Origin of the sequence: Bacillus sp. FSL K6-2944, assembly GCF_038005385.1 — a bacterium.
GTDB lineage: Bacteria > Bacillota > Bacilli > Bacillales > Bacillaceae_G > Bacillus_A > Bacillus_A cereus.
The window spans coordinates 67,549-88,870 of the sequence record NZ_JBBOTE010000007.1; the positions used below are offsets into that span (position 1 = coordinate 67,549).

Below are 21,322 nucleotides of genomic sequence, written 5' to 3' on the forward strand. Positions count from 1 at the left end.
ATTTTAGGTGTATACAACTAATAATTGTAACATTATATACATTCATTCGATAAAAATTGAATGTTTTTTTGCTGTTTTTTAAGTGTACAACCAGATTTCAAATTCAATAATTAACTTAACTGTATTAGAGAGAACAATACTTTTCTAAAGAATGAACACAATACATTATTCTTTAACTGATTTCGACATTGTCTGCATTTTATCTTTATCTTTCTCTATTAAGCTATTCATTGTAAATACCGGTTGAGAATAATAATTCAGTCGAGTAAAGGCTTAACTTTATAAATAATTAATATGCAAATCAATAGAGAAAGGATCGGAAAATAATGAAAGAATCAAAAAATAAGAATAAAACAAGTGTATTAACCAAAGCAATAATATCGTTAGGAGTTGTTTTAGCAACGACCTTTTTCATGTTCTTTTTAATTGGGAAATGGAACTCTACCCCAGCGAGGGGAGTAGCTAATGAAAGTATGAAACAAATTAATACGCAACACCAAGAAAAGAAAAATGAAACATCACCGACAAAACAAAAAAGACCGGATGGAAAGCCAGTAGGAAAAATTGTTTATTTAACATTTGATGACGGTCCTAGCGAATTAACTGGGAAATTTTTAGATGTACTAAAAGAGCAAAATATCAAAGCAACATTTTTTATGCAGGGTAGCAATTTACAAAATACAAGTTTTCAGGAAAATGTAAAACGAGCAGTAAAAGAAGGACATTATATTGGTGCACATAGTATGACACATAATAGTGATAAGCTATACAAAAAAGGACAATTTGTACCAGAGATGAAAGAAACGTTAGCTCTTATCCATGATATTACAGGTACAACTCCTAAGCTAGTTCGTCCACCATATGGTTCCGCACCAGGATTAAAGAGTGAAGAAATTCGTAATCAAATTGTAGAAGCTGGAATAAAAGTTTGGGATTGGACAATAGACTCAAGTGATTGGAAATTAAAAGATAATCCAACTCAGATTATAGAAAATGTAAAAAAACAGACAACAGAAGACGTAGAAGTTGTTTTAATGCATGAAAAGGCGCAAACATTACAAGCTCTTCCTGAAATTATTAAATTTTATAAAGAAAAAGGATATGAATTTGGTGTTTACAATAATGCGGATCATTTTCGACTAAATTTCCAGAAAGATCAACGTCTATAGTATTTGAACTACTCACCACTTAACATCCTCACGGATTGTTTGAAGTGGGAGATTCCTAAGTACGGAAACCTATCGGTTTCTAATTGATTAGGCTATCCCCGTAGTCCCTACGGTTAGAAGTCTCAAAGCTTCCTTTTTAAGATTGATACTTGCGTTAATATCTCTGTCATGATGTGTGCTACAAGATGGACACTCCCATTCACGAAGATTTAGATTCTTAACGTCTTTATTTTTGTAACCACAGCACGAACATAACTGAGAACTTGCAAAGGTTTTAGATACAGTAATTACTTCTTTACCGTACCATTTCGCTTTATATGCAAGCATAGTTCTGAATTGTGACCAAGATACTTCACTAATCGCTTTGGCTAACTTGTGGTTTTGTAACATATTAGATACTTGCAAATCTTCAATCCCTACAACATCGTGGTTTTTGATGATATAGGTTGAGATTTTTTGCAAGTAATCTGTTCTTGCATTTACGATTTTATCATGAATTTTAGCTACTTTACGTTTTTGCTTTTGATAGTTCTTTGCTTCATCTAATTTACATGTTCGTTTTAACGCTAATTCTTGACGTCTAGAAAGAATACGTTGTGCATGTACTAATTTTCCTTCAAGTTTACGAAACCATTTTGGGTGTTTTTGCCCATCCCCCGAAAAAGAGGAATAATACAAAATATCCCAAATTGTATTTTGTATTATTCTTCAAATGAAGAATCTTGCGTTAATTTGGTTAACATCTCATCTTCATTAATGTTCTTAATGATTGTTTCTAGATCGATTACTGTTGGGGATTTACTAAATTCATAACGGCCATAAAAATTGATTTGTTGCCAGGCAACTGGTGAAATGTGTTACGTATAATTGTAGCCAATTTGATATACTATAAGTAAAATTGCCAGAAAGGTGATGAGATTATGTACCAACAACAAAATAATAGGGATCGAGACCAAGAAATGATGTTTTCTATACAAGGAGTCCCAACAAATAAAGTTAACATGAATCAATTACCAAAATGGATTCGAATTTTTGGCTATGGTGCTTTTACCTTTATGGCATTAAGTGGTTTAGCGATGCTTATTTTAAGTATTTTTAGAAGTTAAAAAATATCTCAATTATAAATACAACTAGCATTTAAACACAAAATATGAGTTTATATTTCATAAATAGACAATAAATACAAAATAAAGAAGAATCCATAATTCGCTGGATTCTTCTTTATTTATTTTTTACTTGCTAATCCATTTGGAGATAATCGGATAATGAAAATCTTTTCCTTGTAATACATATAAAATTCCTTTAAGAGGCCCGAAAAATAATAAAATAGTTAGGATTATATATAATGGGGCTGTCCACAATATCATTGACATATTACTCGCATTCATATCGAAATGGAACATAGAAAACATTAAAATCCTCATTACAAAAGTATTCCAAATCAATACAATAATCCAAGTGAATAGCTGATAAACAGCTGTTTCAATAGCAATTATACGAAGTTCTTTTGCTTTGAATATGAAATAAAAAATGAACGGTACATAAAAAATTGTAATGCCAAAAAAAATGAGAATGATGAAAGATAATAAAGTAATAGTATGCATCATTAATTTTAGTTTTTTTTCTTGAGATAAGTTCACTCAAACCCCTCCTATATGTAGATTTGGTTCTCTTAAAGTTAAGGATATCTCATTATAACATGCCGACGCCTGTAACAAAAATATGTAACAAAATTAATTTGTAACAATATCTATTTTAGAACATTTTTGATACAATAAAACTGAAAAAAGGAGGAATTATATGAAATTTGGATATATGCGAGTATCTACAATTGATCAAAATTTAGATCGCCAGGAACAACAACTAAAAGAGGCTGGGTGCGAGCGTATGTTTTTTGAAAAAGTAACAGGAACCAAGCGAGATCGTCTTGAGTTAAATCGTATGTTAGAGTTTCTACGTAACGGAGATACAGTGGTAGTAACAGACTTGACTCGACTTTCACGTTCTACAAAGGACTTAATTGAAATTACCGAACTCATTTCTCAAAAAGGAGCGAATTTGAAAAGTCTAAAAGAGGCTTGGCTTGATACAACAACTGCACATGGAAAAATGCTTTTTACTGTTTTTGCTGGTATTGCTCAATTTGAAAGAGACTTAACTTCTGAACGAACAAAAGAGGGTATACTTGCAGCAAAAAAAAGAGGAAAATATCCTGGTAGACCATCTGTAGACAAAGAAAAATTAAGTTATGCATTTTATTTAATGGAACAAGGAGCAAGTATCACAGAGGCTGCTGAAAAATCTGGTATATCTAGAATGACCATTTATCGAAATATGAACTAATACAAAATGACGTATACTTTGTGACATAGTAAGTTTGATTATAAAATATTTTGTGTAAAAGGATGGATTCCAAGATAAATATGAACACTAAAAACAGACTGAAAATTTTGACAACAGATGAAATTAATCGTCTTTATAGTAGACCTGTATTTACACCTAAAGAACGTGTGCAATACTTTTCGCTTTCACAAGTAGAAAAGGAATTATTATATACTTTACGTTCTATAAAGTCTAAAGTGTATTTTATTCTTCAACTTGGATATTTCAAATCAAAACATTTATTTTTTCAGTTTAAATTATCTGAAGTCCAAGAAGATATTCAATATATTTTAAAAGTCTATTTTAAAAATGAGTCATTTGGAGATTTTGGATCGATTGATAAAAAGACACGATCTACTCATAAAAAATTAATTCTTAAAATATCTAATTACCGTATTTGTGATTCATATTATCGAGGTGTTTTACAAGAAAAAGCCCGTAGGGCTGCAACAGTAAGTGGAAAACCTATTTTCATTTTTCGTGAATTACTCAATTATTTAATAGAAGAACACATTATTATTCCTGCGTATAGTTTTATGCAAGATATTGTAGGAACTGCTATTACATCTGAAGAACAACGACTCATAAAGATTATACAAAATCATCTATCTGAAACAGATAAACAGCATTTAAAAGAATTATTATATAATTCTTCTGGATTATATGAGATTACTCGGATAAAACATGAACCTAAAGATTTTAGTATGAATGAAATTAAACGTGAAATTGAATGTGGGAAAGACATTCATTCTCTCTTTCAACTGGCCAATACAATTTTGCCTAAACTAAAGATCTCTAATGAAAGTATAAAATACTACGCTTCTTTAGTAGAATATTATTCCGTGTATAAATTAAAACGGTTTGATGAATCCCTTATTTATATTTATTTACTGTGCTTTATTTTTCATCGTTATCAAAGAATGAATGATAATTTGATTAATAGTTTTATTTATAAAATGAGAAAATACAACGATGATATACTATCCTTTGCTAAAGACCAGGTATATACCTATTACACAGAAAACCAGGGGGATTTCAAGAAAGTAGGCGAGGTCTTACAAGTTATAGTAGATGAAAACATTTCAGATAATACCGCATTTAAAGACATTCAAAAACGTGTATTTTCTATACTAGACCGTCCAAAATTAACAGAACTAGCCAATCAAATTCTGGATAATGCGAAAATAGATGAAAAAGCGTTCCGTTGGGAACGTATTGATACATTGGCATTACAGTTTAAACGACAAATTCGTCCTATTTTTATGATGGTTGATTTTGTTACAACGGATATGGGTGACTCTCTTATGGATGCAATAACTTTTTTAAAAGAAGTCTTTACGAAACGAAAAACCTTAACTAAATATGATATCGAAGATATCCCTCAAACCTTTATAACAAATAACAACAAACGTTATCTTTACACGAAAGATGAGCCTTATTCAAAACGTTTACTAATAGATCGATATGAATTTTTAATTTATTATTCCTTATGGCATCGTTTGCAATCAGGAGATATTTTTTGTAGAGATAGTATACAGTATAGAAGTTTTGAAGATGATTTAATCGATGAAGATAAGTGGGAACAAAAAGAGAGTATCATTCAAGATCTCCATTTAACTACGCTACAACAGCCCATCGAACAACATTTAAAAGAACTTAAAAACAAATTAGAAGCTCGTATCATCTCAATTAATAAAAGGATTACTTCAGGAAAAAACAAACATGTTCAAGTAAAAAAGCATAAAAATCATCATTCCTGGACACTTCCATATACTCGAGCTTCAGCTCCTATTAATCATTCGTTTTTCGATGTATTACCACAAGGTGATATGAGAAGTATTCTGTACTTTGTAAATCAACAATGTAATTTCCTAGATAACTTTGAACATATCCTGGGACGCTATGCAAATCAAAAAGCAAATGATACTATTCTCATTCCATGTTTAATAGCTTGGGGAACAAATATGGGATTATATAGAATGGGGGAAGTCTCTGATATAGATTATTCAAAATTAGCAACTACCTCATCTAATTTTATTCGATTAGAAACGTTAAAAGAAGCGAATGACTGTATTAGTAATGCAACAAGTAAACTTCCCATTGTTCAATATTATAATATTGATGATTTCGTCCATTCGAGTAGTGATGGTCAAAAATTTGAAACACAGATTCATACGCTACAGTCCCGTCATTCCTCTAAATATTTCGGAATGAATAAAGGGATTACCTCTTATACAATGGTGGCCAACCATATTCCGATTCAAGCAAGAATTATTGGTGCGAATGAACATGAAAGCCATTATGTATTCGATATCTTATACAATAATACAACTGATATAAAGCCTAATATTCATTCTACAGATACACACGGAACGAATGAGGTTAATTTTGCAATTTTAGATTTGTTTGGTTATCAGTTTGCCCCAAGATATAAAGATATTCATGCGACAATATCCCGAAATTTATATGGTTTTCAGCATCCAAGCCAGTATGAAGAATTCCTTATCAAACCTTTGCGGAAAATTAATACAGAGCTAATTATGAAGGAATGGGACAATATTAAACGAATTATGCTGTCTCTTGCTTTAAAAACGACTACTCAAAATGTGATTGTTCGAAAGTTAAGTTCCTATGCGCGAAAAAATCAAACAAAACGTGCGTTGTGGGAATATGATAATATCATCAAAAGTCTATATTTTTTAGAATATATTGATTCGCTATCCTTACGTCAAAATGTTCAAAAGGCGCTAAACCGTGGGGAAAGTTATCATAAATTACGTCGGGCTGTATCTTTTGCAAACTTTGGGAAACTTCGTTTCAAGACTGAACAAGATCAGCAAATCTGGAATGAATGTAGTAGGTTGTTAACCAATTGTATTATTTACTACAATGCGAGTATATTATCAAATTTATTAACGAAATCTCAGAATAAAGGTATCGAGATGAACATACTAAAGTATATTTCACCGGTTGCCTGGCAACATATCAATTTTTATGGCCGTTATGAATTTAGCAAATCCCCAACAGTGGTAAATTTAGAGACAATCATTGAGAACATCAACGAAGATGATATTTTAACCAGATTAACGCAAGAACATTCACTTGAAGAAGAATAAGACAAAATATGATTTGGTATATTTTGTCTTATTCCCCCTTTTCGGGGGATGGGCAAAAACACCCTATGAGGTATTTTGTATTGTTTACCGCTACGGCTACCCGTGAGATTCTTCTTCACTTGATTTTGTAAATGAATAGATGCTGCTGTAACCTTTTCAACACACATAGCGTTAATATGCGTCTTTATTTGCTCCATATTGCTTGAATACTCAATTTCTACTGAATTAGCCATATAGAATCATACCTTTTCGCAATAAATTTCAATGTGGTGATTCATAAACACAGGATTACGCGGTTCTCCTTTTACTTCAAACATATAATCAACGCCTAATTCTTCACTTTTGAAATGAATACGATCATTAGGCTTAATTTTGTAAGAAGCAGGTGCATATATCTTAAAAGTTGTATCGAAATTTTGTTTATCACGCTTAAATCTCTCATTATCAGCAGCAGAATTAGTAGTTACACGACAAGTCATATTCTCATAAATGTCTTCTTCTGTTTCTGCATAATTACCAGAGGATTGTTTCTTTTTCATTTTTCGTTTTACAACTACCTCATGAATATATAAATCATCCATACCGCCATCATCAAAGTACATATTCATGTTGCCATCACCGGCTTAACTCTTGCTCTAAAGCCTTTTAAACCATTGAGCATCTTATTGTTTGTAGCTGGTTCATCTAGCGTTTCTGGGCTAATCTGGTACGAATAATCCCCTATACTCTCCGATGTCTTCATACCTTTTCTTTGTAAGTTAGCACGAACTACTGCAGAAACAACCAAATCAATAATACATTTCTTCATAAGTACCTGCAGATCATCATAATCTTGTATCTTATATTCGAATTCATATAACTGATTTTCGGATAAACCATAAACAATACGCCCATTTACAGTAATAGAATCGGTCATATCTTGTTTCGAACTAACATGAATTACTTTTGCTATAGATTCAGCAGGAAAAGAAAGCCAAGCTAGTTTGCTTGTTTGAATGACTTCTTTCATTGGATTCTCCGGCTTAACTCTTAAATACTTTCTAACAATAACTGTATAGTAATCTATTAGTTCTTGAATAACCGTATCGGGCATTTTTTGCACATTTACGCGTTCTTTAATGTCCTGCAAGGTAATGTCCATTATGTTTCTTTCTCCTTCTTATCGACTTCTTTTACAAGTTCAAAATGTCCAGTACTTACAAGATAATCAGCTTTATCATTTGCAACTGTTTCTTCTTGGCCATTCTTAAACTTTTGTCCATAAGCGGTATAAGTGCCACCGTATCGCAGCGTAACTACTTTCATAATTAACACCCCTTTCACGAATGTAAACTATTACATGAAAGTTTACATTCGTATTGTTGGTTTTATTGGTTATATCTCGTTTTCCATTAAAAACAAGAAAATATTAAAAAAGTATACATTCAAAACCCCAATAACAAAGGGTTTATTTCCATAAAAAATACGCCTGGATATTAAGCTCCAAACGCATCCGGAATATTTGTTAGGATTGCTACTGCATCCATTTCTTGAATTACAGCATCATCATCAAAGTGAATTACATAGAATCGTTTATCTTCCATTACTGCAGTTTTACCTTCTGTAGTTTTACGAACACGAGTGTCGTATGTATTGACTGCAATAAAGTTTTTAGGGTCTGCAAGAATAATAACATCGTCTTCTAAAGATGGAACCGTAACAATTCCGTATCCCATTGGTTTATTAACTTGATCTCCTGCTCCAAGTAACGCAGCATCACCAGCACCAGTAGGACGATTTGTTAAATACTCAATCCATTTCTCTCTACGGCTTGGAGACATAATCCAACGTAGGTTGCTGTTTTTATATTTATTTGGCATTGCACCGGATAAAGCAAAGATAGAGCCTTTTCCAAATCCATTTGCCGCAGCAGCTTCACCTGTACCAGTTACCAATTTAGCATGATCTACAATATGAGACTCTTTCGATTTCTTGATTTTTTTCAACCATCCATCATTGATAGATAACATTCCGTCGGAAGATTCTGTATCACCATTCCAATGTAAATCCTCTAAATCGATACCTAATTGTGTAGACATAAGAGCCATTACAGTATCTTCATAACCTTCACCTTCAATATTTTCGCGGAGTAATTCTTCTGTAATTTCCCAAGGTAAACGAATAGCCTTTGTATTGTACTCAATTTTAGAAGTTTGAACACCTGCGCGGTAATTATCATCGCTGTTTTCTGTTTTCTTGCGTAAAATACGGCCACCAATTGCAATTTTATCTAATTCACCTTGTTTTGCTTTACGCATTTCTTTACGGTGTAATTGTGAGAATGGCGTTGTATCAAAAGCCATACGGAAGAACTCTTTACTTTGTTCTGGATTTAATAGCCCAGCAGCTGTTCCTCCTGTCGTCATTGTGCTTTTTGCGATTCGTTGCATATGAGATAATAATTCTGTGTTAGTCATTGTCATAGTGGTAATCCTCCCCTTACAGGTTTAATCCTGCCCATTTAGATTTTTTAATTTGTTGTCCTGGTGTAACTTCTTCATCTGGATCTAAACCTTTACGGATAGAAGCAGCATTTTCGATATTTTCAAGTCGCTTTGTAATTGGTTCTAGTGCTTTTTGAATAACTGCTGCAGCTTTTTCTTCCTCTGTTTGCTCTTCTGGTGTCGGTTCTACTTCCTCACCATTCACTTGTTTTTCAATCTTATCTAACTTAGTAGCTAGTGGTTCTACTGCTTGTTTAACAATCTCTGCAATATCTTCTACTTTCATTTCATCTTCCTCCTGTGGTGAAGCAGCTTCTTTTATTTCACTAATTAAAGCTAATGCTTCATCTAATTTTGCATGATTCTTTTGGGATAAAACTTTCCCGGCTTTTTTAATACTTTCTAATACAATGCTTTCTGCTTGTACACTATCTTGGGTGTTTTTGCCCATCCCCCGAAAAGGGGTATTAAGACAAAATATTCCATTTTAGGGTTCAGTCTTAGTTGTTCGATTTGTAACATAAACGTTCGTTTTTGTTACAGTTTTTATTTAAAAATATGAAATGTCTTAGCTGTTGAATTAGCCGTAACAAAATACTGTACCAAAAATAATTTGTCACAATATAAAAATGATACCTTTTTGTTACGTTGATTATCTATTAATTGGTAGTTTCTGTCTTATTCCCCTTTTTCGGGGGATGGGCAAAGAAATCCATAGTCCGTTCTTTAAAAAGATAATCATAGAGATTTAATCATAACCTAAAATACAGAAATTTCAAACTTTTCCTTATCAAACGAAGATTGACAGGAAAGATTTATGCAATATTTCTGTTACCTACATAATTCTCATCCGAACAACACACGCTACTATACATACCAATTCTTAACAGAAGGAGTGTATATGAAAGCGATTCTAAAACTCATTTTTGCTAGTTCTCTTCTTTGTCTATTGTGTGCTTGTGCGGAACGAAGAGAAATTGAAGAATTAGGGTTTGTTGTTGGCGCCGCGTATGATCAAGCACCAGGGTCGGGAATCAAAGGAACCTATCAAATGGTATTACCCAATACACTGAGTACCTCAGAGCGTGGTACATCTACACAAAAAAATTATATTAATTTAAGTGATACAGGAGAAAGTATTTTTGCACATTTCCGCATGATTGCAAAAAAAATTAGTCGACCTTTATTTTTCCCACACATACAAGTCATTATTTTCTCTGATAAACTCTTACAAACACCGTATATGTTACAACATATTTTAGATGTGTACACACGTGACGACGCAATGAGAAGAAATATTCGACTCTTTGTATCGAAGGGGAACGCCGAACATATTTTAGAGCAAAATGCAGGTCCTGAGTATTTACCTGCCAAATATGTGGAAATGTTATCCGAACATACGCAAAAAAATGCACACATGGTAGAGAAAAAACGAATTGGAGATATTCATAGTAAGATCCTTGCCAAGAAAAGCTTTATACTGCCAGTTTTATTTCAAACCAAACAAGGAATAGCATTAAGTGGGGCCGCTTTATTTAGAGGAAAGGATAACGGTTTCGTTACAATTTTACCTGCAAAAGATACAGCTTCCTTAAATTATATGACTGGTTCGCAGGTAAGAGGGATTTTTACCGTTTTAAAACAGAAACAACTCATCACATTTGAATTTCAGCGTGTCCACCATCGTATGAAACTAGATGTTACGAATCAAATCGATCCTAAAGTAGATATATACGTTACGGTAGATGGGAAATTGGCAGAGATGCATTCCTCTTTACAGCATCATTTTTCAATACAGCAATTGAATAACTTACTAATGAAAGAAATGGAAAAACAATTACAAAGTACGATACAGCGTATACAAAAACAATATAAATTAGATGTCCTCGAAATAGGAGATGCATATCAGCGTAAAGACTATAAAAAATGGAAAACGATAGAGAAGAATTGGGAAAATGGAAAACACTATTTTACTATGTGTCAAATTCGTATCCATGTAAAACCAAACATTACACAATCGGGTTCTACATTACCAAAATAGTACGCGAGAAGATCTACACGGAACTTTTCTTTCAGCATTTCTTTTTTACACCACCATATAAAAATCAATAGGAGTATAAAAATAATGAAAGTAAACCAAGCATATCAAGTATCTCCCATCTATGTATTTTTTTTAATCCATAGTGCCCAATTTGGAGCCGGTGTCTTGGGTTTTTCTAGAATTGCAGCTGAAAAAGCAGGTTATGATGCATGGATAGGTGTTTTACTAGCAGGGATTGTTCTCCATATTTTGATGTGGATGATATATCGTATGCTTTCTTGGATACAGGGCAGTATGTTAGAACTCCAAACGTATATGTTTGGAAAATTATTTGGTACAGGTTTAAATGTACTCTTTCTCTTCTATTTTTTTATTGTGAGTGCTTCTATCTTACGCACTTATATTGAAATTGTACAAGTATGGATGTTTCCTACCGCGTCTACTTTTATACTTGCCACAGTTATGTGTATGTTAGTGTATTATATCGTTTCATCTGGATTTCGAGTCATGACTGCGATCTGTGTACTCTCTATTTTTATGTCTATCTTATATATTTTCTTATGTATATACTGCATGATGAAATATGGTGAGATGGATGGTTTTTTACCGATTTGGAATCATTCGATGCAAGATATTGGCGATGCCATGAAAAAGTCCATTTATACGATGGCCGGATCGGAAATCATTCTCATGATATACCCTTTTATTCATCATCCGAAAGAATCCCATAGATTTGCGCAATACGGATTGCTTTTTTCTAATTTTCTCTACCTCTTGACGATCGTTTCAGCACTAGCCTGTTTTAACGAAAATATGCTTGCACATCGAATTTGGTCACAATTGTCTCTTTCTCAACTGATTACATTCCCTTTCATCCAACGGTTTGAATATATTATGGTATCCGGGTATGCATGGGGGATGATTACCAGTATGATCTTACCCATTTGGGCTTGTACACGAGGCATACGAGAAATATTCGCTGTTCGCCAAAGATATACATTACTAGCCTTGTTAGGGATACTGATTGCCATCGTATGCGAGCTGCAAGATCGACATACAATTAATACATTTATTACGCAAACTTCTCGTTTTACATTTTATTTAATCTATATCTACATTCCGATCCTCTTTTTGTTATTTTGTTTAAAGGTACAGTATCAAAAGAAAAAGAATGAAATATAGGTTCTGATGCAAAAAATAAATAACTTGAAATAGGTCTTTCTACCTCGTTTATACGAGGTAACTCCCGCATTTTGGAAATAAACCACGTGAATTACATTTAGACGTAAAAATCCTTACGTTACGTTTTATCCTGTTGACCAGGTCAATATCCCATTGCTAAAATGGGTGTTTTTGCCCGAATCCCCGAAAAGGGGGAATTAGCTATATTTATGCACCATGCCAAAAAGTACACTTTATGACATAGCTAAAAATCTAGTTTTTTTCATTTCAAAAATACAACTTAATCGTATTTGAAACATGTCAACATAGTTGTCTATGTTTTGAAACACATATTTTATGAGTAACGAAAAATCCTTATAAATAAGGGTTTTTCACACCGTTTTTTCTTATTCCCCCTTTTCGAGGGGATGGGCAAAAATACCCTTGTACAAGTTAAAAGAAAAATCCTTTTTGTATTCTATACCAATTATAATACTTACTCAAAGACATTTGTGATTTTTATTTAAAAAAAGCCAAATGTATATACAGTTCGAATTTTTTCATTGAATTTGTTCTGTTTGGGTTTCTACTTGAATGAGTTAACCCATGTTAACTCGGTTAACCTAAGTTATATCAAAGTTTTTTAAGTATTCAGATTAACTTTAAAGGAGGTTTGTATGGGGAGGAATGCAATTGAAAATGAACAACAACAGATATATCATTTAATTATCATTATATAATTCGGTTTTGATCATGTTGATACAACCAATTTATATAAAATGAATGGTTTTGTATACCAATTGTATACGAATTCATTTGAAACAAACCATTCAGATTGGCTAATAAACGTTTTTAATTTATACAGAATAGAAAAACATGCGAACGAATCAAAATGCATACACAGACCTATAAGAACCATTAAAATGACCGATGGCGTTTTTCTAATAAAAGAGAATGGCATTTTTGGTATAATTCCCTTAAAGTAGGCGCATACCATACAAAATATACACCTAGGAGTGTGATACACAATGAAACCCATTTGCAAATCAAGTATAGCCATCACGCTGTTCGCTCTTTCCCTCATGGGATGTCAGTCACTACAAGTACAGCCAAAACAAACATCTTCACTAACCGAACAACAAGTTATGGCAGATGCTTGGTATCAAACGGCTGGCGAAGTCAAAGCGCTCTATCATCAAGGATATAATATTGGAAAGATGAAATTAGATGCCGCACTTGCTAAAGGTACCGAGAAAAAGACTGCCATTGTTTTAGATTTAGATGAAACGGTCGTGGATAATAGTCCGTATCAAGTCATGACCGTGAAAACAGGAAAAGGATATCCTTATAAATGGGAAGAATGGATTCAACAAGCGAAAGCAGAAGCTCTTCCTGGTGCCATTCCTTTTTTACAATATGCAAATGAAAAAGGGGTAGCGATCTACTACATCTCAAATCGCAAACAGAGTCAATTAGATGCTACTTTACAAAACTTACAGAAATTGCATATTCCACAAGCTGATAAGGAGCATGTCTTATTACAGGGAAAAGAAGAAAAAGGGAAGGAAGAACGCAGAAAGAAAGTTGCGACAGAACATGATATTATTCTATTCTTTGGAGATAATTTATCTGATTTTACCGGATTTGATGAAAAATCTGTACAAGATAGAAATCAAACGGTAGAAGAGATGCACGAAGCGTTTGGAGAAAAGTTTATTATGTTCCCAAATCCAATGTATGGGGATTGGGAATCCGCTTTATATCAATACGACTTTAAAAAGTCAGATACTGAAAAAGATAAAATCCGTAAAGATACATTGCATGTATTTGAAGATACGAAATAATAGAAGTATTAAGACAAACAGATACAGGTTTGCTAGTATATTCTATAAGCTGTGGTAAGCTGTCATTTGGAAGATTGAGCGAATACGCTCAATCTTTTTTCCTATTTTTTATGATTCCATGATTAGATTGCAACATATGGCGAATACATACTACCTATCAAGGGGATTTCCTTGAGGGTGAAATGTTGATGTACCAACCATAGAGGACTTCTATCACGGTTTTTATGTTTTAAACAAACGTTTGATTCGGCACTCTTCGTACGAAACCCATACGGATTCGCTACAATTCGTCAATGTTTTATATATTATAACTGAAAACGCACTTTACTTACATCCAGTTGTGTTATTGTCTATTATGTTGATTACAATTGTAGGCGTCATTCTTTTTAGTGATTTTCATGATCAAACTTATTTGAAATATATCCTCTTTATGGGATTACTTCTGTATCTTTTGGAGGGGATGGGCAAGAACCCCCAATTTATAAAGTTTTTACGTTTCTCAAAAATGAAGGTTTTTGAGAGTGTAAAATCATTTCAATAGCTCTTTCGAAACTTCTAATTTAGGTCAATCCTAATGGATTGTACTTTTGGTATTAAAAGGTACAATTCTACATGGATAGTAGTGTGAACAATGCATTGCAAAAGATACCCTAATGTGTATATATACCCATACTTATAATTTGTTAATGTAGTTTTTCAGACTCTGTATACCTAATTCCAAATCACTTTTTGACATTACTTTTTCAATGGTCTCTTCTTTTAGTTTGTTTGCTAAATTTAAGATATCAGTTAAAACCTGCTTCCATAGTGTTACTTGTTCTTGCAGTCGTTTTATTTCATTTTGTTGAGTGAGTGTTAAACTCACTTCGTTTTGCCACTTTTCGAGTTGCATTATATATATTGGCAAAAATTCAAGCTGATCGGTATATACTTGAATGACGCGATGTACGGTGTAGTCATCTAACACATGTGGTTTTTGTTGCGTTTCCAATAGAGTAATGTATTGTTCCTGTGATTCCTCTAGTTGTCCATCAATCATATTAGCAATCATTGATAGAGCACTGATTGGCTGCCAATTGGGTTCAGGTGTCTTTGTCATATCTATTTTAGTCCTTCCTTTGTATATATGGTGTCTTCTCAACTTAATTGACATATCGTCCTAATTCTTGATAAAAATTTTCTCTAGTTCCAAAATATACAAAGACAAGGTGATTGTCTGCCATATAGTACACATATGCTAAACGAATTCCAGTTCCTTGTATCGTCCAATCATACACCCTATACTCACTTAGATCACCTTTAAGTGTCTTACCGATACCTGGATTTTGTAAGATAATTTCCTTTTTATTTTCATATTCATCTACAAGCTTCTTTTGTCTTTTTTCTAACTTTTTAATCAGTTTCTCCATCTTTTTCGTCAAAGAAAATGTCAAGTCCATTAAAATCATCCTCCTTACCTACAGAACCTTCCATCTCTTTTTGGAATTGCTCAATCTTATGATCTAAAAACTGTTCGTATTCAGCAATTCTTTTTGATAGCTTCTCGGCAAGTTCGCCACCCTTATAGCCCCTGGCAATTAATTCAGAAACAATTTTTTGAATATCATCCTCATATACTGTTTGTTCTTTCTTAGATGGTTTTAAAAAAATCCCTTGAGGGGTAAGGATGGCATGGAGGGAATCCTTCATACCTAAATAATCATAATAATTTTTAGGAATGGTAATTTGTCTTTTTCCTGTAATTGTGATTTCTTTATTTTCGATAGACTCAAATTCTTTTTCAAAAAGGTTACCCATGTATATCACCTCACATAACGTATTCCTTGATAATCAAGGATATCGATATTTTAGCATTAGTAAAATTGAAATTCAAGGAACAGCATGGATAAAGTGTTTAGAAAATCTTCTGTTTTATTCTTGAATGAATCCAAAAAGTAGGAACTCTTGCTTTGACCTATTTATGGTAATATAAGACATATGGAATAAATACATAAATATGGGTTTTCAGAAAGTTATAGGGGGATTTTAAAATCTATGATACACGCAATTAAAAGAATCGTTTTAACTGTAGTTCTTATCGGTATGGTTGTTGGGATGGTCATTTTATATTTTTACATTCATGCTCTTCAAGATGCGGTACAAAAAATTGTTCAAGATCCGATATATGGTAGTGTCGTGAGTCAAGATTATGCTAGGTTATCTGAAAAAGATGGTAATTATGTATACACTATTATGACTGATATTGAGAAAAAGTCATTAGATCAAGCGAATAAGGAAAATAAATTTAAATCTTATCCTTCTCAAACAGGAAAAATTGCAACAACACAAGCGATGACAATTAAGAAAGATAGTGTATGGTATCATTTAGTTTGTAAAGATGAAGATACAGACAAGCCATATTTAGTACAGTATCAAGAAGAAAATGGTACATTGAAGGTTATAAATATAAATGAGTACCAAGAGAAAATAAGCCGAGAGTTAGGTATTCCAACTTTTCATTTTCTTGAAGCAAAAGAAATGAAAAACTAAAAACGATTTTTACAAAATTAGAGAAATAGCAAATTCATAAATGGGAACAACACCTACAAATATTTTGTAGGTGTTGTTTTTTAATGGTAGCTTCCGCCTGGTTCAAAATGGTGACCTGTATCCCCATGTGCATATTTCCACCCTACACCTGGTTCGTCAATATGATGACCACCAGTGTTACCATGTTGTGAATATTTTAAGCCACTAGGTTCTTTGGTATGATATCCAGTATTTCCATCTGCATAGCTATAATTCATTTGAACTCTCCTTTTTTGTTAAAGCTAACATAGTCATTCACATGAAAAATAAACGTCTTAGTTTTTGTGGTCTGCCTTACAATTTATGATTTTTAGTCATTGCGAAAAGTTAAATACCTTTTCCATGCCCTTTAATAGGTGACCCACCTGTATTTCCATGAGCTGATTTAGAACCGCCACCGACCCCGGGCCCTTTGATATGGTGGCAGCTATCTCCATGAGTAAATTTCAGTTTTACGTATTTCATTTGAATTCCTCCTCGTAAGATTATACTTTCATACTAGCACAGTATCTCAAAGTACAATATCATTTTATGACTAAATATTCTGTTTTTATAATAAGAGAAAAACGATTTTTACAAAACTTATAAAATGTAAAACTAAAAAACCAGTTACATATGTGTGTTTTCTTATTTGTAACTGGTTTTTTCCTAATTAAACAATTTTATCAAACAAAAAATATAAAAACATCGAATCACTAATTATACCAATCATACCCTAGACGGATAATATTTGCGTCGTTATAAGAACATGAATTCTCTTCTAGAAAGGTCTCAAAATCTATAAAGTTGTTTAAATATATTTCATTATTTGTTAACCAAGTTGCATCACATTCATCACATACATATACAATCTGATTTAGTTTTTTAATTTCTGCTTTATAAATTAGCCCATTCCCATCGCATCTAGGACAAATAACTTTCTCCCTAAATAGTTTCATGTAAATTTTCCTCCATTAATTTTTAACTGGATATGAAGTAATAACCTTATTTGTACCAGGTCTTACTACTATTTTAACCGCAGTTTCACCTTCAGTTCCTACAATTCTTCCCATAGGAATTATATATGCACCGGAGTCGCCAGGTACATGGGTACCTTTCTTAGACCAGGCCTCGTCTACTAATTCTAATAACTTTGTTTTATCAACATTAAACACAGAATGTGTAGGTTTATTAGGATTAGGTTTTGTATGATCTAGTACATGCTTCACTCGATTCCCGTGAGCACTACCTTGAGTATATTCAAGTCCACCGGAAGAAGTCCATGATTTTGTTTCTTTATTATAAGTTAATTTTCCGAACTTACCTAAGATAGGAAGTTCCTTTAATAAAAACGTATTACCAATTTTAGATAGCCCAAGCATTAACGCTGATTCGCCTGGTATCGGCATAGCTTGTAAGATGGCTAAATCGCCATCAAATAATGTTTCATAGATGCTTCCTTCAGCATCCCTACCTAAATCTACATCACGTTTGGCATAATATCGAATACGATCATCAATATTTGCATCTTCTTCTAGCATCTTCCCACTAATTGCAACACCAGGATCCCATTTATTTAGTACCTTTTTATAGGATATCAGTGACATATAAAAATCAGAGTTATAAAAGCCTGTCAAATCACCAAAATAGAACTTCATTTTTTGTAAATTCTTTTGTAATTCTAAGATAGCACTTGTGTCAGTCGTTTTATTTAATTGATTAAGTGCCGTCATTAAATCTGGGTCTGTATTAAGATCTTTATTGTTCCAAAGCTTCACGTAGTACGTTCCAGCAGCTGTTGGTTTAAATGTATTGGAAGCATTTCCAGGGAACATCGTTTTTATGACTTCACCACTTGCATTTTCAATGGTTGCTACATTATTTGTAAGATTTATTTTTTGTTCATTTAGTGAAGTAAGATTCACCTTATAATAATCTATATCATGTAAAGATGTAAGATTATGATCTTTTATTTGATCCCAGTTTACAGCTTCTGCTGTTTGTTTCGTGCTATTAAAATCACTTTCAGCCATTACTGTTGTTTTTAAAACATTTTGCCCAGAAGGATTCGATAGTTTTAAAACATACGTTTTTCCAGCTTGTAGATTATATTCGATTTTTGCATAATGAGCACCGTATGGACCGCCTGAATCCATGTTGGAAGCAAGTCTTTGTTCTTCCTGATATAGTTTTAATTCATTTCCTGATCCTTGTTCTTTTCCTTTATAAGGCATAGTAAAGAATCTGTATAATCCTGTTTTATCCGGTTTGAAATAAAAATCCATAGAATTTTTATTTTCATTAACATCAACAGGTGTAAGATTCTTTAGGTCAACGTAATTCGTAATTTTATAGTTCAGTGTAGCACGATTTACTATGTTTGAACCTTTTAACCCAATTGCTTTTACTACTGTATCAGCTTTAATAGGAATAGCACCTGTATAGGTAGAACCATGACTAGCTGTAGGTTCTGTTCCATCTAATGTATATATTATTTTATCTGAGCTTGTAGAAGTTAGAGTAACATCGATTGGATTTCCATAGCTTCCCTCAGGATAATTAGTACTTAATAATCCAGGACTTCGCCAACCATCTCGAATAACTTGTGCATATGCCCAAATATATACCTCACCTAATTTTTGATTAAAGCCATCATTAATTGCCTCATTTATATTATTCCAAACATGTTGTTGCTCTTTATTTAAAACAAACCCTGAGAAATAATGAACCTTTTCTTTTGGGTAACCTAAATTTTCTTGTGCAAACTTTAACGTTTCTTTGTGCTTATCCATATGTCCGTCAATCAGGTAATCATAGTCCTCAATCATAAAGAAGTCCAGATTTGGATATTTCCACTGTTTTTTAGGGAAATTAACGATTGACATCATTGGTGGAACACGATCTGTATCAATTACAGAAGGAGTAAAGAATAAAACAGTAAATTTAGCATTAGAATAAGAATTTTTTAATGTATCACGTAACAGTAAAGAAAATTCACCATTTTTATTACTTAACCACTCTAACATATCTTCATGGCCAGTCATGTCTTCCGTTGATGAGTGAAACTCATACATAGGATATCCATTTTCTTTTTCAAATAGGTCTTTTGTAGCTTGATCATAAAAACAAGGCGGCTTCCCTGCTATATCTTCTTTATGCCACCACCAAGGTTCTCCTAATTGGACCATTGGTGTAATACCAGCATCACTTGAGATTTTAGCTAATCCTAAAACGTATTTTTTATAAAAAGCTTTTACGTCCTCATTCGTAAAACTTAAAAGATGAGGAGTAGGTGTCCAGCCCGTTGTACCAGGAACATTATCCCAAGTACGCTGCCACCATGACTCTGGAGCATCTACAGATTCCATTGAAATAGATTGTATAAGATCCATATTATTTTCTTTTAAACGTTTCGCGTAATTGCTATACCACTCTTCAAAGCCTTGATTAAATGGGTAATCAGTATTCATTTCTACGCCAGAATCCGTTAAAATTTTGTCATAATAATGAGAAGCACCTATATAAAAATTGACTAGCTTACTAAACCCTAATTTTTTATAATCACTTACAACCCTTTCAGGAGTTAAATTATAGATGTCATCATAATCGTCAGTCATCCTCACATTATGACTTGGTGCACTTTTAGGTTCATCCATCAAGTATGTATTTCCTGATACTTTCCAATTGTTAAAATGAAGCTTGAATTTTTCAGACTTCCCTAATTTCTTACTGGCTTCAGAAGACTGATATCCTTGTGGAACAACAGACCACATAATTGATTTAATATCATTTACAGGTATCTTCTTCCAATTGGGGTCTGGCGTATATTTTCTTTGTTCAGTATTGTAGCTATAGGGCGTCCAACCAGCATATAAATTATTAAAATCTATTTTAATATGTCCAGTTTCCCCATTGGCAGTTCCTTCTTTTCGGTTTTCAGGAAAACGAATTTCTTTATCTACGTCTCTAGTGGCACCAAGTTCCCAAGATTCCGCAGGACGATCTACAACGTAATTCCAAAGTCGTACATAATGAACTTCACCATTATTGGTTTCAATTGTTAAACTGGGTGCTAACCCACTGTCCATTAGGTTCGTAAAACCTTCAATTTTATAATCATATTCAAGATTAACATTACTAAAATCAGGTTTCGTTGGGTATTTTAAATCAGGATGACTATAATTATCTTTCGTTTCCCACTTTACTCCAACTAGATCCTTTCCTGTGCGGAAATTACCAGCAACATAAAAGTTATTTTTATCAACAGTAACAGTTGATGCATTCATATCAAAATTAAAATTGGTTACTAAATATTTAGGCATTAATTTATGAATTGCAGTAGAATTTGAAGGTGTTTCAGCTTTTATGTGTAGCTGCGGTAACCAACTCAATTGAGAAAGTAATAACACAGCTGTAATTATAAATATACTCCATTTTTTGAACATATTTTTCCTCGTTTCTGGAAATCTTATTATTTATTAGTCCATAAATTTTCTGAAAAGATAAATATAAAATTACTATATTAATAAGAACATTTTTCCTTGAAAAAGAATGATTAACTCGAATTCATTTTATTTCC

Annotated in this window: 20 protein-coding genes and 3 pseudogenes; 8 read left to right on the top strand and 15 right to left on the bottom strand. The window is 32.8% G+C overall.

The features are described 5' to 3' along the window. Window positions 1–326: 326 nt before the first annotated feature. Window positions 327–1,169 carry a polysaccharide deacetylase family protein gene (locus tag MHH55_RS33985; RefSeq protein ID WP_078186424.1) on the top strand — a complete coding sequence of 281 codons (843 nt, stop codon included), beginning with the start codon at window positions 327–329 and terminating at the stop codon, window positions 1,167–1,169. 87 nt (window positions 1,170–1,256) lie between these two features. Here MHH55_RS33985 and MHH55_RS33990 read toward each other — a convergent pair. Beyond that, window positions 1,257–1,826: pseudogene (locus MHH55_RS33990) on the bottom strand (RNA-guided endonuclease TnpB family protein); the annotation flags it as partial. 263 nt (window positions 1,827–2,089) lie between these two features. On the opposite strand from MHH55_RS33990, the gene MHH55_RS33995 reads away from it, so the two are divergent. Further along, window positions 2,090–2,275, top strand: coding sequence for a hypothetical protein (locus MHH55_RS33995; protein WP_000284736.1), 186 nt, complete (start codon window positions 2,090–2,092; stop codon window positions 2,273–2,275). A gap of 126 nt (window positions 2,276–2,401) precedes the next feature. On the opposite strand, the gene MHH55_RS34000 is transcribed toward MHH55_RS33995, so the two are convergent. Next, window positions 2,402–2,809: a hypothetical protein gene (locus MHH55_RS34000; protein WP_001054345.1), complete on the bottom strand. Its 408-nt coding sequence runs from the start codon at window positions 2,807–2,809 to the stop codon at window positions 2,402–2,404. A gap of 160 nt (window positions 2,810–2,969) precedes the next feature. Between MHH55_RS34000 and MHH55_RS34005 the strand changes: the two genes are divergently transcribed. Then, on the top strand, window positions 2,970–3,512 hold the full coding sequence (locus tag MHH55_RS34005) for a recombinase family protein (protein ID WP_000668448.1): 543 nt from the start codon (window positions 2,970–2,972) through the stop codon (window positions 3,510–3,512). An 80-nt stretch (window positions 3,513–3,592) separates the two neighbouring features. After that, window positions 3,593–6,667, top strand: coding sequence for a Tn3 family transposase (locus MHH55_RS34010; protein ID WP_001093351.1), 3,075 nt, complete (start codon window positions 3,593–3,595; stop codon window positions 6,665–6,667). A 65-nt stretch (window positions 6,668–6,732) separates the two neighbouring features. Here MHH55_RS34010 and MHH55_RS34015 read toward each other — a convergent pair. The 6 genes and pseudogenes from MHH55_RS34015 to MHH55_RS34040 all read right to left on the bottom strand — a co-directional run. Continuing rightward, window positions 6,733–6,900, bottom strand: a pseudogene (locus MHH55_RS34015) (HK97 gp10 family phage protein); the annotation flags it as partial. Between the two features lie 6 nt (window positions 6,901–6,906). Next, window positions 6,907–7,275 carry a hypothetical protein gene (locus MHH55_RS34020; protein WP_078186425.1) on the bottom strand — a complete coding sequence of 123 codons (369 nt, stop codon included), beginning with the start codon at window positions 7,273–7,275 and terminating at the stop codon, window positions 6,907–6,909. Then, entirely contained in the window at window positions 7,272–7,808 is a 537-nt protein-coding gene (locus tag MHH55_RS34025) for a hypothetical protein (protein WP_078186426.1), read from the bottom strand. The genes MHH55_RS34020 and MHH55_RS34025 overlap by 4 nt, the downstream gene beginning before the upstream one ends. Continuing rightward, on the bottom strand, window positions 7,808–7,972 hold the full coding sequence (locus tag MHH55_RS34030) for a YqbF domain-containing protein (RefSeq protein ID WP_000869887.1): 165 nt from the start codon (window positions 7,970–7,972) through the stop codon (window positions 7,808–7,810). Before MHH55_RS34030 ends, MHH55_RS34025 begins: the two co-directional genes overlap by 1 nt. Before the next feature lie 170 nt (window positions 7,973–8,142). Next, window positions 8,143–9,129: a phage major capsid family protein gene (locus MHH55_RS34035; RefSeq protein WP_078186427.1), complete on the bottom strand. Its 987-nt coding sequence runs from the start codon at window positions 9,127–9,129 to the stop codon at window positions 8,143–8,145. 16 nt (window positions 9,130–9,145) lie between these two features. Further along, window positions 9,146–9,589, bottom strand: a pseudogene (locus tag MHH55_RS34040) (XkdF-like putative serine protease domain-containing protein); the annotation flags it as partial. A 462-nt stretch (window positions 9,590–10,051) separates the two neighbouring features. Between MHH55_RS34040 and MHH55_RS34045 the strand changes: the two are divergent. The 3 genes from MHH55_RS34045 (at window position 10,052) to MHH55_RS34055 (ending at window position 14,196) form a co-directional block, all read left to right on the top strand. Next, window positions 10,052–11,191 (top strand): Ger(x)C family spore germination protein, encoded by a 1,140-nt coding sequence (locus tag MHH55_RS34045; RefSeq protein WP_078186428.1) that lies wholly within the window; start codon window positions 10,052–10,054, stop codon window positions 11,189–11,191. Window positions 11,192–11,272: 81 nt separating this feature from the next. Beyond that, window positions 11,273–12,373: a GerAB/ArcD/ProY family transporter gene (locus tag MHH55_RS34050; protein ID WP_078186429.1), complete on the top strand. Its 1,101-nt coding sequence runs from the start codon at window positions 11,273–11,275 to the stop codon at window positions 12,371–12,373. A gap of 1,007 nt (window positions 12,374–13,380) precedes the next feature. Then, window positions 13,381–14,196 (top strand): 5'-nucleotidase, lipoprotein e(P4) family, encoded by an 816-nt coding sequence (locus MHH55_RS34055; protein ID WP_078186431.1) that lies wholly within the window; start codon window positions 13,381–13,383, stop codon window positions 14,194–14,196. A 673-nt stretch (window positions 14,197–14,869) separates the two neighbouring features. On the opposite strand, the gene MHH55_RS34060 is transcribed toward MHH55_RS34055, so the two are convergent. From MHH55_RS34060 to MHH55_RS34070, 3 genes are read right to left on the bottom strand one after another with little or no spacing between them, the layout of a single operon-like run. Continuing rightward, window positions 14,870–15,295 carry a hypothetical protein gene (locus tag MHH55_RS34060; protein WP_078186432.1) on the bottom strand — a complete coding sequence of 142 codons (426 nt, stop codon included), beginning with the start codon at window positions 15,293–15,295 and terminating at the stop codon, window positions 14,870–14,872. Between the two features lie 43 nt (window positions 15,296–15,338). After that, window positions 15,339–15,635 carry a type II toxin-antitoxin system RelE/ParE family toxin gene (locus MHH55_RS34065; RefSeq protein WP_078186433.1) on the bottom strand — a complete coding sequence of 99 codons (297 nt, stop codon included), beginning with the start codon at window positions 15,633–15,635 and terminating at the stop codon, window positions 15,339–15,341. Then, window positions 15,589–15,993, bottom strand: coding sequence for an AbrB/MazE/SpoVT family DNA-binding domain-containing protein (locus MHH55_RS34070; RefSeq protein WP_078186434.1), 405 nt, complete (start codon window positions 15,991–15,993; stop codon window positions 15,589–15,591). Before MHH55_RS34070 ends, MHH55_RS34065 begins: the two co-directional genes overlap by 47 nt. A 237-nt stretch (window positions 15,994–16,230) precedes the next feature. On the opposite strand from MHH55_RS34070, the gene MHH55_RS34075 reads away from it, so the two are divergent. Continuing rightward, the gene (locus MHH55_RS34075; protein ID WP_078186435.1) at window positions 16,231–16,725 is read left to right on the top strand and encodes an NADH dehydrogenase; all 495 of its coding nucleotides are present in this window, start codon (window positions 16,231–16,233) and stop codon (window positions 16,723–16,725) included. Window positions 16,726–16,805: 80 nt separating this feature from the next. Here MHH55_RS34075 and MHH55_RS34080 read toward each other — a convergent pair whose 3' ends face one another. The 4 genes from MHH55_RS34080 to MHH55_RS34095 all read right to left on the bottom strand — a co-directional run bounded on the left by MHH55_RS34080 (window position 16,806) and on the right by MHH55_RS34095 (window position 21,188). Then, window positions 16,806–16,982, bottom strand: coding sequence for a hypothetical protein (locus tag MHH55_RS34080; RefSeq protein ID WP_176116544.1), 177 nt, complete (start codon window positions 16,980–16,982; stop codon window positions 16,806–16,808). 109 nt (window positions 16,983–17,091) lie between these two features. Beyond that, on the bottom strand, window positions 17,092–17,229 hold the full coding sequence (locus MHH55_RS34085; RefSeq protein WP_176116546.1) for a hypothetical protein: 138 nt from the start codon (window positions 17,227–17,229) through the stop codon (window positions 17,092–17,094). A gap of 230 nt (window positions 17,230–17,459) precedes the next feature. Further along, on the bottom strand, window positions 17,460–17,702 hold the full coding sequence (locus tag MHH55_RS34090; protein WP_000765552.1) for a hypothetical protein: 243 nt from the start codon (window positions 17,700–17,702) through the stop codon (window positions 17,460–17,462). Window positions 17,703–17,717: 15 nt separating this feature from the next. Beyond that, on the bottom strand, window positions 17,718–21,188 hold the full coding sequence (locus MHH55_RS34095; protein WP_078186436.1) for a chitobiase/beta-hexosaminidase C-terminal domain-containing protein: 3,471 nt from the start codon (window positions 21,186–21,188) through the stop codon (window positions 17,718–17,720). Between the last annotated feature and the right edge of the window lie 134 nt (window positions 21,189–21,322).

Coding starts and splice junctions, on each gene's coding strand:
- MHH55_RS34085 (WP_176116546.1), bottom strand. CDS start 17,229: ATGAAATACGTAAAACTGAAATTTACTCATGGAGATAGCTGCCACCAT.
- MHH55_RS34045 (WP_078186428.1), top strand. CDS start 10,052: ATGAAAGCGATTCTAAAACTCATTTTTGCTAGTTCTCTTCTTTGTCTA.
- MHH55_RS34055 (WP_078186431.1), top strand. CDS start 13,381: ATGAAACCCATTTGCAAATCAAGTATAGCCATCACGCTGTTCGCTCTT.
- MHH55_RS34080 (WP_176116544.1), bottom strand. CDS start 16,982: ATGAATTATAGCTATGCAGATGGAAATACTGGATATCATACCAAAGAA.
- MHH55_RS33995 (WP_000284736.1), top strand. CDS start 2,090: ATGTACCAACAACAAAATAATAGGGATCGAGACCAAGAAATGATGTTT.
- MHH55_RS34005 (WP_000668448.1), top strand. CDS start 2,970: ATGAAATTTGGATATATGCGAGTATCTACAATTGATCAAAATTTAGAT.
- MHH55_RS34065 (WP_078186433.1), bottom strand. CDS start 15,635: ATGGACTTGACATTTTCTTTGACGAAAAAGATGGAGAAACTGATTAAA.
- MHH55_RS34030 (WP_000869887.1), bottom strand. CDS start 7,972: ATGAAAGTAGTTACGCTGCGATACGGTGGCACTTATACCGCTTATGGA.
- MHH55_RS34095 (WP_078186436.1), bottom strand. CDS start 21,188: ATGTTCAAAAAATGGAGTATATTTATAATTACAGCTGTGTTATTACTT.
- MHH55_RS34035 (WP_078186427.1), bottom strand. CDS start 9,129: ATGACAATGACTAACACAGAATTATTATCTCATATGCAACGAATCGCA.
- MHH55_RS34070 (WP_078186434.1), bottom strand. CDS start 15,993: ATGGGTAACCTTTTTGAAAAAGAATTTGAGTCTATCGAAAATAAAGAA.
- MHH55_RS34025 (WP_078186426.1), bottom strand. CDS start 7,808: ATGGACATTACCTTGCAGGACATTAAAGAACGCGTAAATGTGCAAAAA.
- MHH55_RS34090 (WP_000765552.1), bottom strand. CDS start 17,702: ATGAAACTATTTAGGGAGAAAGTTATTTGTCCTAGATGCGATGGGAAT.
- MHH55_RS34060 (WP_078186432.1), bottom strand. CDS start 15,295: ATGACAAAGACACCTGAACCCAATTGGCAGCCAATCAGTGCTCTATCA.
- MHH55_RS34075 (WP_078186435.1), top strand. CDS start 16,231: ATGATACACGCAATTAAAAGAATCGTTTTAACTGTAGTTCTTATCGGT.
- MHH55_RS34010 (WP_001093351.1), top strand. CDS start 3,593: ATGAACACTAAAAACAGACTGAAAATTTTGACAACAGATGAAATTAAT.
- MHH55_RS34020 (WP_078186425.1), bottom strand. CDS start 7,275: ATGAATATGTACTTTGATGATGGCGGTATGGATGATTTATATATTCAT.
- MHH55_RS33985 (WP_078186424.1), top strand. CDS start 327: ATGAAAGAATCAAAAAATAAGAATAAAACAAGTGTATTAACCAAAGCA.